The 14,620-nt window shown below is 46.0% G+C and carries 14 protein-coding genes and 1 riboswitch; of the genes, 4 read left to right on the forward strand and 10 right to left on the reverse strand.

Annotation, left to right across the window (positions count from 1 at the left end):
- Positions 1-10 precede the first annotated feature (10 nt).
- Positions 11-220, reverse strand: coding sequence for a 50S ribosomal protein L31 (gene rpmE, locus BUR09_RS09680; protein WP_074216735.1), 210 nt, complete (start codon positions 218-220; stop codon positions 11-13).
- A gap of 341 nt (positions 221-561) precedes the next feature.
- Here rpmE and BUR09_RS09685 point away from each other — a divergent pair, with 341 nt between their 5' ends.
- Both BUR09_RS09685 and BUR09_RS09690 read left to right on the forward strand, forming a co-directional pair.
- Complete coding sequence (locus BUR09_RS09685) at positions 562-1,305, forward strand: TlyA family RNA methyltransferase (RefSeq protein WP_074216736.1); 744 nt, start codon at positions 562-564, stop codon at positions 1,303-1,305.
- Positions 1,306-1,541: 236 nt separating this feature from the next.
- Positions 1,542-3,854, forward strand: coding sequence for a methyl-accepting chemotaxis protein (locus tag BUR09_RS09690; RefSeq protein WP_074216737.1), 2,313 nt, complete (start codon positions 1,542-1,544; stop codon positions 3,852-3,854).
- Between the two features lie 278 nt (positions 3,855-4,132).
- Here BUR09_RS09690 and BUR09_RS09695 read toward each other — a convergent pair whose 3' ends face one another.
- From BUR09_RS09695 to BUR09_RS09705, 3 genes are all read right to left on the reverse strand, one after another.
- The gene (locus BUR09_RS09695; RefSeq protein WP_139296803.1) at positions 4,133-4,546 is read right to left on the reverse strand and encodes a MarR family winged helix-turn-helix transcriptional regulator; all 414 of its coding nucleotides are present in this window, start codon (positions 4,544-4,546) and stop codon (positions 4,133-4,135) included.
- Between the two features lie 12 nt (positions 4,547-4,558).
- Positions 4,559-5,533 (reverse strand): urease accessory protein UreH domain-containing protein, encoded by a 975-nt coding sequence (locus BUR09_RS09700; protein ID WP_074216739.1) that lies wholly within the window; start codon positions 5,531-5,533, stop codon positions 4,559-4,561.
- Between the two features lie 156 nt (positions 5,534-5,689).
- The gene (locus tag BUR09_RS09705) at positions 5,690-6,415 is read right to left on the reverse strand and encodes an energy-coupling factor transporter transmembrane component T (RefSeq protein WP_074216740.1); all 726 of its coding nucleotides are present in this window, start codon (positions 6,413-6,415) and stop codon (positions 5,690-5,692) included.
- 127 nt (positions 6,416-6,542) lie between these two features.
- Between BUR09_RS09705 and BUR09_RS09710 the strand changes: the two genes are divergently transcribed.
- Positions 6,543-6,983: a LexA family protein gene (locus BUR09_RS09710; protein WP_084539423.1), complete on the forward strand. Its 441-nt coding sequence runs from the start codon at positions 6,543-6,545 to the stop codon at positions 6,981-6,983.
- Positions 6,980-8,278 carry a Y-family DNA polymerase gene (locus tag BUR09_RS09715; RefSeq protein ID WP_074216742.1) on the forward strand — a complete coding sequence of 433 codons (1,299 nt, stop codon included), beginning with the start codon at positions 6,980-6,982 and terminating at the stop codon, positions 8,276-8,278. The genes BUR09_RS09710 and BUR09_RS09715 overlap by 4 nt, the downstream gene beginning before the upstream one ends.
- Before the next feature lie 282 nt (positions 8,279-8,560).
- On the opposite strand, the gene cobI is transcribed toward BUR09_RS09715, so the two are convergent.
- The 6 genes from cobI to BUR09_RS09745 all read right to left on the reverse strand — a co-directional run bounded on the left by cobI (position 8,561) and on the right by BUR09_RS09745 (position 14,393).
- On the reverse strand, positions 8,561-9,274 hold the full coding sequence (gene cobI, locus BUR09_RS09720; RefSeq protein ID WP_074216743.1) for a precorrin-2 C(20)-methyltransferase: 714 nt from the start codon (positions 9,272-9,274) through the stop codon (positions 8,561-8,563).
- Positions 9,274-10,254, reverse strand: coding sequence for an ABC transporter substrate-binding protein (locus BUR09_RS09725; protein ID WP_245796723.1), 981 nt, complete (start codon positions 10,252-10,254; stop codon positions 9,274-9,276). Before BUR09_RS09725 ends, cobI begins: the two co-directional genes overlap by 1 nt.
- Positions 10,166-10,963 (reverse strand): ABC transporter ATP-binding protein, encoded by a 798-nt coding sequence (locus BUR09_RS09730; protein WP_074216745.1) that lies wholly within the window; start codon positions 10,961-10,963, stop codon positions 10,166-10,168. Before BUR09_RS09730 ends, BUR09_RS09725 begins: the two co-directional genes overlap by 89 nt.
- Complete coding sequence (locus BUR09_RS09735; protein WP_139296804.1) at positions 10,963-12,030, reverse strand: FecCD family ABC transporter permease; 1,068 nt, start codon at positions 12,028-12,030, stop codon at positions 10,963-10,965. Before BUR09_RS09735 ends, BUR09_RS09730 begins: the two co-directional genes overlap by 1 nt.
- A 2-nt stretch (positions 12,031-12,032) precedes the next feature.
- Positions 12,033-12,926: a sirohydrochlorin cobaltochelatase gene (locus tag BUR09_RS09740; protein ID WP_074216746.1), complete on the reverse strand. Its 894-nt coding sequence runs from the start codon at positions 12,924-12,926 to the stop codon at positions 12,033-12,035.
- Positions 12,927-13,098: 172 nt separating this feature from the next.
- Positions 13,099-13,275, reverse strand: a riboswitch (cobalamin riboswitch).
- Between the two features lie 35 nt (positions 13,276-13,310).
- Positions 13,311-14,393, reverse strand: a complete 1,083-nt coding sequence (locus BUR09_RS09745; protein WP_074216747.1) for a nucleoside recognition domain-containing protein — start codon at positions 14,391-14,393, stop codon at positions 13,311-13,313.
- Between the last annotated feature and the right edge of the window lie 227 nt (positions 14,394-14,620).

Below are 14,620 nucleotides of genomic sequence, written 5' to 3' on the forward strand. Positions count from 1 at the left end.
GAGAAAAGTGCTATTTCTGGAATTTGGCGTATTTCTTGCGGAAACGATCGATACGACCAGCGGTATCAACGAAACGCTGCTTACCAGTGTAGAATGGGTGGCACTGAGAGCAAATCTCAACTGCTACTGCTTCACCTTTGGTAGAAAGTGCTTCGGATTCGTAACCGCATGCACAAGAAATTTTTGCCTTAAACACTTTAGGATGGATATCGTTTTTCATATTTAACTCCTACGAAGATGCAGAACGGATTTTCTTACGTCAGTTGCGTTTGGAAGGCAAGAAAAAATCTATTGAGTCTCCACAAACGATGATGTAGTTGACAGTTCGCTTAGGTTTATAAGCGCTGGCATCATAAAATGCAGTTAACTAGTCTGCATACCTCAGGGGAATGAATTGTTTTCGAACCTTGCCGAGGTGCAAAGAAATTTTTACCGAGTCGGTGCTCTATGGTTTAAATACATAGTCGACTCGTCGCAGTCTAAGATGTCCTGCGCCATCTTGTAATTATAACCGGCAAGGAGTGCGTATGCTTCCCTTGCTCCAATGTCAAGGTAAATAACATGGCAAAAAAAGAACGTGCCGATCAACTTGTTTTTGATGCGGGTCTTGCAGATAGTCGAGAGAAGGCAAAACGCTTGATTATGGCGGGTCAAGTGTACGTAATTCGTAATGGAAATCCGGAGCCGGTTGCAAAGCCGGGACAGAAAATGGATTTAGACTCTCTTTTTGAAGTTAAGGGAGTGGAGCGTTTTGTTAGTCGTGGTGCGTATAAGCTGCTTACAGCTATTGAACATTTTGGGATTGATCCATCTGGAAAAGTTGCTCTTGATGCTGGTGCTTCCACCGGTGGTTTTTCTGACTGCTTGCTCCAGCACGGAGCAAAAAAAGTTTACGCCGTAGACGTTGGATATGGACAGCTGCATGAGAAACTGCGCCAGGATGACCGTGTTATCAATCTTGAGCGTACTAACCTTCGTAACATTGATGAAACTATCATTCCTGAACCGCTCGATCTAATTGTCGGCGATGTTTCGTTTATTTCATTAAAATTGATTCTTCCGCCGTGTGTGGCACTTCTCCGTGATGGCGGCGAATTGGCGATGTTGATTAAACCGCAGTTTGAGCTTGGGCCTGGAATGACGGAAAAAGGTGTTGTGCGCGATCCTGCTTTGCATAAGCAGGCAATAGATGATGTGACTGGCTTTGCTATAAATGAACTGAAGTTGACGCTTGTGGGAGTTGTGCCTTCCAGTATTAAAGGGCCAAAGGGAAATCAGGAATTTATTGCGTATTTTAAAAAATAGATTGTGTGAATTTTATTGCGTAGCCTATTGCTTTTGTTGTGTTAAGTTTTACTTCTACTAACCGATAAGAATCAATACGGTTCTCTAGCTGCACGATAACGATGTTTGTAGCTGATTGAAAAAAAGAGATTTATGTCTATTTGATATGCTGCCAAACTCTGTAGGGGACAGTTTAATCAAATAGAGTCCGTCTATGTTGGGGTTTTAAGTCTTATTGGGAAAAGCAGGGGTTTAATGTGCGCATAAAAAGTATTGCTACTGAGCTTGTTGCAACAGTATTGCTCATCGTTTCGGTTTCGGTGATGTGTATTGTGCTGTATGTCTCATCTTCGACAAGTGAACTTGTTGAAGACATTCAACTGGAGGCAATGGGCAGGGAAACGGTGCTGGCAGACACTTCTTTGGAGCAGTTTACTGCTAACATACATTCGCTTGTCGCCTATCTTGCCGGCCATGAAGACGTTATCAATAGTGCTTGGGTAGAAGGGGAAGATGGACGTAAGCTCCTGAAAAATATTCTCAAGTTGAATAGTGATGTCGAGGCTGTCTTTGTTTTTAATGCCAAAGGGGAGATTACCTCTGGCGTTACCCGTAGCGGTCCTTCGTTGAACGGCGATACTGAGCGTTCTGTATTGTGGAAATCAAAGCTTATTGATGCAAACAATGAGCAATTCGTAACGCAGCATGTTGTTTCTGATGATGTGATCGGAGATCGTCTGTTAGGCATGGGTGCTCGACTGTATGATTTTGTAGATAACACGCTTATTGGCGGGGTTGTTGTGTTTGCTAACGTGGGGAAATTTAGCAAACGGTATATTGATCCTGTTGCGTTTGGCGAGTCTGGCTACGCCTATTTAATGGATGCTTCGGGTACGATCGTTGCGCACCCTAATAAGGATATTCTTTTTAAACGGTCTTCCGTACATGAAATGCTTGTGAAGGCAGAAGCCGCAGGGAAGAATATTTTCAACTATACTTATGAAGGAATCGAAAAGTCTCAGCGTTTTGTTAAAAACAGTGAGACCGGTTGGTACATCAGTACAACCGTTCCTCGTGCCGAACTAGTTGCCACAGCAGATAAACAGCGCCTTATCATTATATGTATTGGTGTGGTGACATTACTGTCTGCTTCTATAATATTGTTGTTCGGCATTCGCAGAGTGTTCGCAAACCCGCTGACAGCTCTTGGTGAATATTCTCAGAAAATTGCATCTGGTGATTTTGAAGCGAAGCTTGATGGTAACTTCCGTCATGAACTAAATGTGTTAGCTGAACATCTCCAGAAAATGTCTGTTGAGTTAAAAGAGCAGCTTGGCATGTCACAGGGTGTGCTGAAGGGAATTAACTTCCCGTGCTGTGTTGTGGATACAGACGGATGCCTGACTTACATGAACAAGGAAGTTCTGGAGTTATTCGGGAGACCTGGAGTGCCGGATGAATTTCTTGGCAAAATTTCTGGTGAAGTGTTCTTTGGTGATGCCAGCCGTGAAACTAGATTGCTTCAGGCTGTGCGTGACACCAGGGAAATCCGTGAAGAAGGCGTGATGAATCGGTTAGACGGCACTGAGTTGACTTTGTATTACACAGTGACGCCTATTTATGATGTTTCTGGAAATGTTCTTGGTGCCTTTGGCTTGTATTATGATTTAACAGAAATTAGAGCGACGGAAGCCCGTATTTCTGAGCAGCATAATGCGACACTTGCCGTGGCTGACAGAGTCAATGCTGTAGCTGCTTCATTAGAAACTGCTTCAACTAATTTGCTTTCTCAAATCAATGAGACAACCAGCGGTGCACATATTCAGCAGGAACGTGCGTCTGAAACCGCTGTGGCGGTTGAGGAAATGAATGCGACTGTTCTGGAAGTTGCAAAAAATGCAAGTAGTGCAGCTTCAGGCACAGGCGTCTGTAGTGAACGAGTGGATGAAGGTTCAGCGGTTGTAATCGAAACTATTCACGCGATTAGCAAGGTTAATGATGAAGCCAACGTGCTGAATGAACAGATGGCTGATCTTGGAAAACATGCTGAAGATATTGGTAAAGTTATCAGTGTGATTTCTGATATTGCGGATCAGACAAACTTGCTGGCGCTTAATGCTGCGATTGAAGCGGCACGTGCCGGTGAAGCTGGTAGAGGCTTTGCTGTTGTTGCTGATGAAGTTCGGAAACTTGCAGAGAAGACAACCGTGGCAACGCGTGAAGTTAGTGAAGCTGTTGCCAGTATCCAAAATTCTACCTTTAGTGTGGCGGAAGGCGTTGAGAAGGCTGCAGCAGCAGTGAACGAAGGTACTGCAAAGGCTGAAGCGTCTGGAGAGCTGCTTGTTGCTATCAAGGATTTGATGGACGAAGCTCTTGGAGAGATAACCGCCATTGCTACTGCGACAGAAGAACAATCTGCAACGTCAGAGCAGATCAGCAAAGCGTCTTCGGAGATCAGTACGATTACTGATGAGGGCGTTCAAACGCTCGGGGCAGCCACGATTGCTGTACAAGATTTGCAGGAAATGGTGCTTGAATTGCGGGCACTGACTGAAGAAATGAAAGCATAGAAATAAAAAAAGGTGGAGCTTACAGGCTCCACCTTTTTTTATTTAAATGATGACGTTGAGTCCAAGATGATGAGACCAACTCCGCTATTGACCTTAGCGTACGTACCTGGTGATGATACGCTGCCGATCATTTTTCTGATGTGCAATCCTGCGGGTGTGAATAGCAAGCAACTCTACTGAGTACAACTGCCAGAAATCATATTGCATAGTTAAGGGTGGCAGTGACAATCCTACTGCTAAATCATCAACAGTAGTTGTAAGAAGCTCAGCCTAACGTGTTAAAACGCTTTGTTCATTTTTTCGAGGCAACGCTGGAGGCAGGCCCGTTCTTCCTGAGACAGGTCAGAAACCATTGTTTCAGTTAATTGCATATGCAGTTTGTCGTGCTCAAGAAACATTTGTCTGCCTGTATCTGTGAGTTCAATGATGATGGAACGACGGTCAGTTTTGTGCGGACAACGGCGTACGTAGTCTTTCTTTTCCAGTCGATCAATCAGCACCGTGAGGGTGCCAGTAGTTGTGCCCATCCAGCTTGCGAGCTCTTTCATTCGCATGGACTCATGTATGCCAAGAATTTCAAGTGCATGAATTTGCGGCAGAGTAAGCCCTTTTTCACGAACTACGTCATGCTCCCAAGAGGATAATTTTTCGTAAAATTCAACTATGGCGTGGTTTAACTCTTCAAGTTCCATCACCGATCTCCTTTAGATCATATTCGTGTCAGCTAAATATGAGTATACAGCAAATACGATTGTCAGCACTCCTGCGGTTCGCATAACGAGTGGCTCAATCCACGGTTTGTTAAGCGCATTCAATGCATTTGTTGCCTTGTAAATTGCGAAAATGACAGCAGAAAGTGTTAGCCCTGTGCCAATGGCATAACTCAAGAATACCAATGTGCTTTTCAGGATGCTGCCTGAGTCCAAACCGTATGTATACATAATCGCAACGGTTGGGCAGGGGACGATCATATTGATGAAGCCAAAAACTGTCAGCCCCCAAAATGTAACTTTTGTAATTTTAGTACTACTTGAGCATCCGCAGCCACGATGATGGCTGTGTCCGTGCTCATTTTTTGTCTGGGAAATCGTTTGTCCCAATGTGAAGTTACTTTGGTTTGTTGAAACCGCGCCGATAGGCTGACCTAATGTATAGGCAGGTTCTTCAGCTACAGCGGTGTTTCCGATAATTAGTGGCTTGAGTTTTGTGTCGTGTTGGGAGTTGCAGCACGCAGGGTCTCCCGGTGCGTGATGACCGCAGCAGTTTTCCGCATGGTGATGATGGTGGTCGTGGTGGTTATGTGCATGATGTTCGTGAGAATGGCTATGACTGTGTCCGTGTTCATGCTCATGATCGTGACTGTGAAGCAGGTGGGGCTTAATGATAAGAATAAGTCCCAGCAGGATTAGGATACCAGCAGTACCGATGTTGACAAATGTTTTAAATGAAGCAGGGATAGCTAAGGAAATAGAGCCTAGAGAAATGCCAATGGTAATGCAGGCAATGGTAGTGCCTAGAATGAAGCCAGAAGTAAGGGAGAATACGTGTTTTCCACTTTTGGCACCGTAAGTAAATGGGGCCAGCACCAGCCACGAATGACCGCATGGGTTAACCCCGTGGATGAAACCGAGTACGAGAGCACTCTGCAGTGCCATAATGAATACAGAATCAAATAGCATAGGGAGTCCTTTTATTTTTTATGAACAAAAGAACTACGCTTTGACAGCTTGAGTGTCAAATAAAATACTGATCAAGTAAAATCGATTGTGAGCAAGGTGTGTATCAAATAAATTAGATTCTAGATAAAATGCTTAACGAATAAAGAAGAGATCGAATTAAATGTGGTTTAAAATAATTGGGGAAAATACTGCCAGAAGAATGCAGAGGGAAATAATAACTTCGGAGAAACGAAACGGAAGTGATGTACTCCATGCCGCTGGTGAATCCAGTTTGCGTGCTGCAACTGCAACGGTTTGCGTCCATGTTTTTTGTGCACAGATACGCAGTACTGCCTGCGGGACAAGAAGGAATTGCTGCCACTTTGACCGTGGAGGATTTCGAAGTGTTATGGCCTGTAAGACCTGTGAGAATGTACGTTGAATAAGTGGGATAAAATGGATCATAAGCGCCAGACTTAATGCAGGCTCCCAACTTCGTTTGCCAAGTATCGGGCGTAGAAACCATGAAAGTGCAAGCCCCAGCTGTCTGGCAGAGCTTGTTGTGGCAAGCAGTATGCCTATTCCAATAAGGATAGTCAGCCGCAGTGCCAGAACACCAGCTGCCTGTAATGCTCCTTGGTAATCTGGCGCAATACCTTGGATGAGTGAAGTGCAGTCCAGCGCAAATTTAATTCCTGCCCATACGATAATAAAATAAATGTATGTTGCGATGGCTCGACGACCAAGAGCAATGTGAACACGGTTGGTTATACCGAGGATAAGGATGAAGCCTGCATAGGCAGAAAGTGCATACACGGGAACATGCCATGTAAGAATACCTATCGTGGCAGCAAGGATGATCTTTAAACGGGGATCAAAAGAAGAAAGAGAAAAAGTTTTCATAACTACGGTCGCGTATAGTTGAATGTGTACATATGCCGTCGTTGCACTCGCGTGGCCGGTATCTCTCACGTATTCTATTGTACATAGAGTCAGGCTGCAATTGCAGTGTACGAAGTGAGGTACCTATATGAGAAGAAGGACAGATTATCCAGAAAATAGCACAAGAGCAGATGGATATGGTCAAATGCACACGTCTTGCGCCCATGCCGGTTTTCCGTCTCCGGCTGATGATTATCTGGAGGGGGCGCTCGATTTAAATAAGTTGCTTGTGCATAACGCACCAGCAACATTTTTTCTGCGCGTGAAAGGAGACTCCATGACTGGTGCAGGAATTCATACAGATGATATTCTTGTGGTGGATCGGTCTGTATCCCCGACACATAATTCAATTGTTGTTGCTGTGCTGAATGGTGCTCTCACCGTAAAACGTCTGTGGCAGAAGAATGGGCGTGTTGCGCTTATGCCGGATAACCCGCGTTATAAACCTATTGAGGTAACACACAACGAAAGTTTTGAAGTGTGGGGCGTTGCCACGTCTGTCATTCATTCACTTAGGAAGAAACAGTGAGCCTAGCTGCCTACGCATTGGTAGATTGCAATAATTTCTACTGCTCGTGCGAACGGGTGTTTCGACCTGACCTTCGCGATAAGCCTATTGTGGTTCTTTCGAACAACGATGGTTGTATCATTTCACGTTCCAATGAAGCAAAAGCGCTTGGTGTACAAATGGGGGCGCCGTATTTCAAGCAGAAGCCATTTCTCAAGCGCAACAACGTAACGGTATTTTCCTCCAACTATCCATTGTATGGCGATCTTTCTGATCGGGTTATGAAAATACTTAGAACGTTTTGTCCTGATATGGAAGTGTACTCCATTGATGAAGCGTTTCTGCGACTTGATGGATTTTCTACCTACAACCTCACAGAGTATGCACAGCATATCCGTAATACAGTCTATCAGTGGACCGGTATCCCTGTATCTATCGGCATTGCTCCAACAAAAACTCTTGCAAAGATCGCTAGTCATATTTGCAAAAAAACACCCAAGTCATCAGGTGTCTATAATATGAATGATAAATGGGCGCAGCCCGCACAGATAGATGCTCTGTTAGAAAATGTTCCTGTAAGCGAAATTTGGGGCATTGGTCGCAAGTCTGCGGCTAAGCTTTATCGATATGGTGTAACGACAGCAAGGCAGTTACGAGATAGAGATAACGCGTGGTTGCAAAAAATGCTTACAGTTACGGGGTTGTATACTGCTTTAGAATTACGTGGGGTTTCTTCAATTGCTCTTGATGAAGCACCAGCAGCCCGTAGAAGTATTCGGTCTTCCCGTTCCTTTGGCAAACCGGTAACAGAGAAGACTCATGCTCAGGAAGCTGCTGTTGCTTATACGGTTCGCGCCGCAGAAAAGTTGCGTCGTGAAGGGCTGCTTGCCACAACAATTTCTGTTTTTATTAAAACAAGTGTCCACCGGCCCGGAGATCAGCACGCTGAGTATTGCACCCATACTTTTGATAAGCCTACAGACTTTACTCCGTTATTTGTGCATCATGCATCAGAAATGCTTCAAAAAATTTTCCGAGCTGGGCATCAGTACCAAAAAGTAGGTGTGCTTCTTTCTGGTTTGGAATTGAAGCGCAATCAGCAGGGATCATTGCTAGAAGTTGTTTCTACAGAATCACAACGACAGACTGAAAGTGAAGCACGGCTTATGCACGTAACAGACGCCATTAATAAAAAGTTCGGACGTGGTACTGTCCAGTATGCAGGTGAAGGACTAGGGCAGCCGTGGAAAATGAAGCAAGAAAACTTGTCGCCTAAGTACACAACCGATTGGAGCAAGCTACCGGAGATTTATTAGGTTTTTTGTATCCTATAACATTCTCTTCATATGTGAAGGAGATTGGTTACAGAATTGGTCATGTGGATTAATAGGTTAGCGGCTTGCTAATGAAAAGGCCGTCCATCAACACGGAGGACAGCTTTTTTTATTCTATGAAAGGGCGTGGAGCATAAGCCGCAAGGTTGAATAAACAACGGGCTAGGCTCGCAGATAAAAGTCGTTGGAGATTTTTAAGAACCTTTCTAGTAGAAAGGTTCTTAAAGCCCCGCTGGCAAGCGCCGTCGGAGACAACGAAAACATCTACTTTTTCACAGGAATAATCATGTGAGAGAAGTAGTGTGGCTTTTCTGGAGCATCATCAATATTGCGGGCGATGATTTCTCCATCCATTCCGAGTCGAGAGATAAAGATTGCGGACTCTTTTCTGTCTGTTTCTTGAAGTAGATTTTTGAGTTCTGCAAAGTTCTTATAGGTCTTGAGGATAACGGCGTTATCTACGTGACTCAGGAGGTTTTTTGTGTCTTCGGTTGCGCGCACGCCTGATGCAAGTAGCAGGTTTTCGCCGGATTCACAGAGAATTGTTCCGGTGCGCGCTGCGGAAGCTTGATAGGAAGTGATGCCCGGTACCACGCAGATATCAAAGTTTGTATCAAGAGCTTCGAGTGTGCGCTTCAAGTAACCGAATGTGGAGTAGATGAGCGGATCGCCAAGGGTCAGGAACGCACAGCTTTTACCTTGCTTGAGCAGGTCAGCAACGATTTTTGCGTTGTGTTTCCATGCTTCCATTAAGACTTTTTCATCACGGGTCATCGGGAACCCGAGCTGGACAACTTCAACATTCCCTTTCATGTGCGGCTGTGCAATGGAGAGTGCCGTTGAGTAGTCGTTTTTTGTAGATGAAGCAGCAAGAACGATATCGACGTCTGCTAATACCTTGGTAGCTTTGATTGTAAGTAAGTCTGGATCACCAGGGCCAACGCCGATGCCGTAAAGTGTGCCTAAGGAAGCGGGCATTACATGTCTCCTGAAATATGGGAAGTCGGTTGCATGCGGTTCGGATGCAGTAGTGCTGCCAGCTCTTCTACGGCGGATACGGCACGGGGGCCGGGACGTGAATAGCTGGATTCATCAATAACATGGACGCGGTTGTTTTTCACAGCAGAGATTGTGCGGAAATGAGCACGTTTTCGTATTGGCTGTGGATTCGGATTCATGGCACCTTGTTGAATAAGGTATACTTCCGGATCACGCTTGATGACTTCCTCTTCGTTTATGCGAACCAATTTTATAGCGGCATCCATAATGTTGATGCCGCCTGCATGGTTGATAATATCATTAACAATGGACGCATTTCCCGCACCGAGAAGGTTTGGATAGCGTACTTCAAAAAAAACAGATGGCTTGTGTTCAGTGTTTTTGAGTAGTTGCTGAACATGATCAAGCCGTGCTTGCAGATTGTTGCATACAAGCTCTGCCTGCTCTTCGGCACCAGTCAGCGTACCGAGGCGTTTTATGACAGAAAAAAGTTCGTCAAATGTGGTTATAGAGAAAAAGGCAACTGGGATGCCAAGCTCTTCGAGCATCCGGACAGACTCCAGTGCTTTTTTCCGTCCACCCATCTGGAGCACAATGTCTGGTCGCAGGCCAGCCACAAGCTCTGGATTGGGGCGCATATGGGTTCCAATAGAAGGCTTTGAAAGAATAGAAACTGGTAACGCATCTGCCTTTGTACGGGCAATAATGGTATCTTCTTTTCCAAGCTCTGCCAGCATTTCATTAAATGCTCCATACAGCGCAATGATTCGAGTTGCAGGGCGTTGCAACTCGATAGTTCTGCCAAGATCATCTGTGATGCTGACAGGCGTGGGTAGAGTTTCCGATGTGGAATTACTTGCGAGAGCTGTGCTAGCGAAAAGTAGCAGCAGAACCGGGAGTAAAAAATGCTTGAGGCGCATTGGTAACCGGATGCCTGAATGTATGGATTGGTGTGTCATAAATTGTCGTTAAGTTTTCGTCGGTAAAAACGTCTTCAACACTGCCGTCCAGAATAACGCGTCCGTGTTTCAAAAAGATAAGGCGCGTACAGTAAAGGGCGGCAAGGTTGATGTCATGAATTGCAGCAACAACGGTGGTTCCAGTGCTGTGTCGTTGCTTCAGCAAGTCAAATATTTCGATGGTACGGGCAATGTCGAGACCGGAAGTCGCTTCGTCTAAAAGCATGGTGTCTGCTTGTTGAGCAAGAGCACGCGCAATTAACACTCGTTGAAACTCACCGCCGGAAAGACCACGTGCTGACCTGTATGCAAAGTCGTTTGTAGCAGTCTCTTTCATGCAGGATAAAGCAATTTTTTTGTCTTCAGCACTATATCCACCAAGGGCGGATATGTAGGGGTATCGCCCCATAAGCACTAAGGAGAGTGCTTCGATGTCTGGGGTTTCTCCAGTGTATTGCGGCACGGATGCAATTTGTGCGGCGCGCTGTTTGGGTGGAATCTGTAATAGACTCGTTTCGTTCAGAGTAATAGCCCCTTTCAGCGGTTTTTTGACTCCGGACAATGACAGCAGTAGTGTCGTTTTGCCGCATCCGTTTGGCCCTAGCAGCCCTACCATTTCTCCTTGCTGAATAGAAAGAGAAACATCATGCAGCACTGGTGTGTTGGCATATCCCGCAGAAAGATTGTTAATGGTAATATGTCCTGACATTACTGGCTGCTCCGTTTCATAGTGCGATGCAGGAGCAGGCAGAAGAATGGTCCACCCAGAAGTGCTGTCACAACGCCTACAGGTAATTCAGCACCTTCAGGCAGGATTGTGCGTGCTAAAACATCTGACCATAGAAGAAGCAATCCGCCGATAAAGGCAGAGCTTACAAGTAATGGTCTGTGCTCACCACCTTGTATAAGTCGTACCAGATGCGGCACTACAAGACCGACAAATCCGATAACACCGGAAACAGCAACGGACGCGCCCGTGATCATGCTGGCTCCAATCAGAAGCCATAGGCGAACACGGCTTGCGTTCATTCCTAGTTGCTGTGCCTGTGTTTCTCCAAGTGAGAGGATGTCCAGCTCACGGGAGAATCGCCAGATAATAGCAATGCCTAAGGCGTACCAAGGAAGAATGAGCTGTACGTGTTGCCATGTTCTTCCTTGAAGGCTTCCCATAATCCAGAACACAATTGATGCCACAGAATCTTCATCAAGTGACTTGATGAGTGATATTAGTGCGGCAAGAAATGTAGCGACTACAACACCGGCAAGCACAAGGGCATCGCGTTTGAGTTGTCCGCCTATGCTGCCAAGAGTGATAACTGCCCCGAGGGCAAGAAGAGCACCAATAAGTGCGGCAAGAGGAACAACTCCAACTCCGGCAAGGTGCGGGATAGCACCTGAAAGACCAAAGAAAATGGCAACAGAGGCGCCGAAGGCTGCACCACTAGAGACACCGATTGTGAACGGGTCAGCAAGCGGGTTGCGCAAAATTCCTTGAAATACAGTGCCGGAAATGGCAAGGCCGCTTCCAATGAGCAGCGACAGTATAATTCGGCTGAATCTGATTTCCCACACTACAATTGAGTTGGTAGTCTCAACAGACTGCGCGCCTGAGAAGATATGTTGTACAAGAGTGCTGAATGCTTTTTGGAGCGGGATATCAAGCGGTCCGTACGCAGATGCCAGAACAGCAGACACAGCACAGGCTAACGCTGTGAAGCTGGCGAAAAGAGCGCAACGGCGAGCGCGGCGCTGTGCGATGTCTACTGTTCCAGTCATAATTACTTAGAGTCCAGAGCGGTAAATGCTTCTTTCAAGTGCGCCACCCACAGGGCAACAACAGCATCGAATTCGCCAGTACCTTTGATTACAGTCTGTACCTTGAAACCTTCTTTTTTAAGAATGGATTTCCAGCTGTCGTCCTCGTCGCCAGCCATATCGTTGCGTGCGTGGTCGCCTGCTACAGACATAAACGGCATGAGCCATACTTTTTTGATACCTTTTGCTTTCAGGCTAGGAATGATGTTGTCGAGAGTCGGGTAGCCTTCAACAGTGCCAACAAAGATGTTGGAGTCCTGTTCCTGAAGGTAGGTAGCAAGACCCGGGTAGTAGATGTTGCCTGGATCGTGGGTGCCATGGCCCATAAAGATAACTGCTTCGTCTTTTTTACGTTCAGCAGGAATGGTTGTAGGCAATACTTTAGCCACTGCTTCTACGTCAGCAGGGGAGTTTAACAGCGGTGTGCCTACAGTAACGTGACTGATGCTTTTAGGCATGCCGTCGAATGCAAGAGCGGTTTTTGTGATGTCAGAAAATTCCTGTCCCGGAATTGTATGCAGGGACTGAACAGCAACATGTGTAAAGCCTTCATCACCCATCTGCGCGAGGGCAGTAGCAGGAGAAGGTACAATCATATTTTCTGTCTTTTTAATCTTATTACGGATCATCGCAGCAGAGTACGCCCAGCGGATTTCGGTATTCGGAAATGCTTTGGCAACTTCTTCACCGATGTTGTCTAAAGCAACACGGGCTTCAGGTACGGATGTACCAAATGCTACGAGCAGGATGCCCTTTTTAGGAGTTTCAACGTGTCCGTGACCTGCAAAAGCTGGGAAAGACAAAACGAGAACAAGGGTAACAGCGAGTAAGAGTCGCAAAAAACGACTGCGGTTCATGGCAAAAAGCCTCCAAGTTTGGGGCGGGGACATGACGCATGGATAGTGCGAAAGTACGCACTGATAGCGAGGTGTGTTTTGCTGGACAAGGCCCCGTGTCTGCAAAACTGTGCCTGATATTCACAGCTTCGGAAAAGAAGATGGTTAGGAATCCGAAGACAGAACTGTGTGAATATCCACAAAGTCTCAGGCAGGTCTTCCGGCTTGTTCCTCTTTCTCCGACCTTCCCAGAAAAACCAGTGGCACAATGTGGAGAAAGATTAAACAGAACTTACGGCGGCGGGTCCGCTCCCGACTTTAACGGGATTCCCTATTAGGCTCTATGAGCACCTGAAGTGAGGTACTTTATACGTAATAAAATTGAGTGGTCAAGAATTGAAATTATTATCCTACTATCCAAAGATATAAGGCTGTTACAAATATAAGGCTGCTTATGCGCAATACTTGGCTCATGAGCAGCATTGGAAACCCAATCTTAAAGGAGAATACACCTGTCTGCGAAGGAAGCTGATGACGTAATGCGCGGATTGGTGTGGCCACAATTGTTCCAAGCACAAGTGCAAGAACAAGTTGTGACGTTGTGAGCGCTCCGCCGTCCAATAATGCGCCAGCTGCAGCAATACCTGTTGTGAATTCAGCAGCAACGGCAAAAACAACAACACTGACGGCCTCAACAGGAAGGTAGGCAGATGTAACCCATCCGGCAGCAGTTGTACGCATGTATTCAAACATTCCGGCCTGATTTAATGCATAGATAAGAAAATAAACAGGTGCTGTAATGGTACAGATACGAATGAACCGCTTTCGAAATGCACCTAATACTTTTGCCGCGGTAGTAGTCCGGAGTTCAGGCTGCCTTTCTAGCGAAGGTGCGGTGGAATGAGGTGTCAGTTTGATTCTGGTCCAGATAAGTAAAACTAAAGTACGCAGTAGTGCGGCGATACCATTTAAGGAAAGGTAGATAATACCAGCTGTTCGAGTCATCGGCACAATAATAAAGAATGTAGTGGGAAGGTGCAGGAGAAAAACAGGCAGCCCTGTGTTAATTAGATAGCTCAGCTTCATTTCTTGCAGGGAGATTTTTTTTTCCTTCCAAAATGTCATTAGCATCGTGTTGGCAGCGGTTCCGGAGAAAAATGCCGTAGTGAATGCCGCACCAGATTCATCTTTAAGGTTGCCGAACCGCATAAGAGGGCGCACCAGAGTGGCAAGAAGCGGCGCCCAGCCCATACCTTCAACAGCGATGCCGACAATAAGGCCGATCCCCAGAAATCCAAGCATACGCAATAGCGGACGTACAAGCCCCGGCCACGCTTTGCCCCATGAGAGCAGGCTTGGGTCATTGGTCAAAATGACAGCTAAAGCCGTTAGGCAGCAGATTGCTGCAATGATGAGCGCTTTAACCGGGCTTTTAGCTTTGCGTTTGCGTGGCGTGGACGTTGATGTGCTGGTGGATGCGTGTGACATGAAATCTCCTTGGGGTGGTGGTACGCCACACCAAAAGTAATTTCAAGTAGGTGAGTTGTTATGTGTAATAGGAACCGTCTTAGTTAAAGATAATGAAACAGTAGGTTGTTACAGAAAAAGAGTAAGTGGCTTTTGTCACAAAAAAAATCGCGCTACAGCAAGCTGTAGCGCGTATTTTCAATCGACAAAGCGATCAAGGAACCGGATAGCTTTCGCCGGTACGAAAA

This window comes from Halodesulfovibrio marinisediminis DSM 17456, assembly GCF_900129975.1.
GTDB classification, from domain to species: domain Bacteria; phylum Desulfobacterota; class Desulfovibrionia; order Desulfovibrionales; family Desulfovibrionaceae; genus Halodesulfovibrio; species Halodesulfovibrio marinisediminis.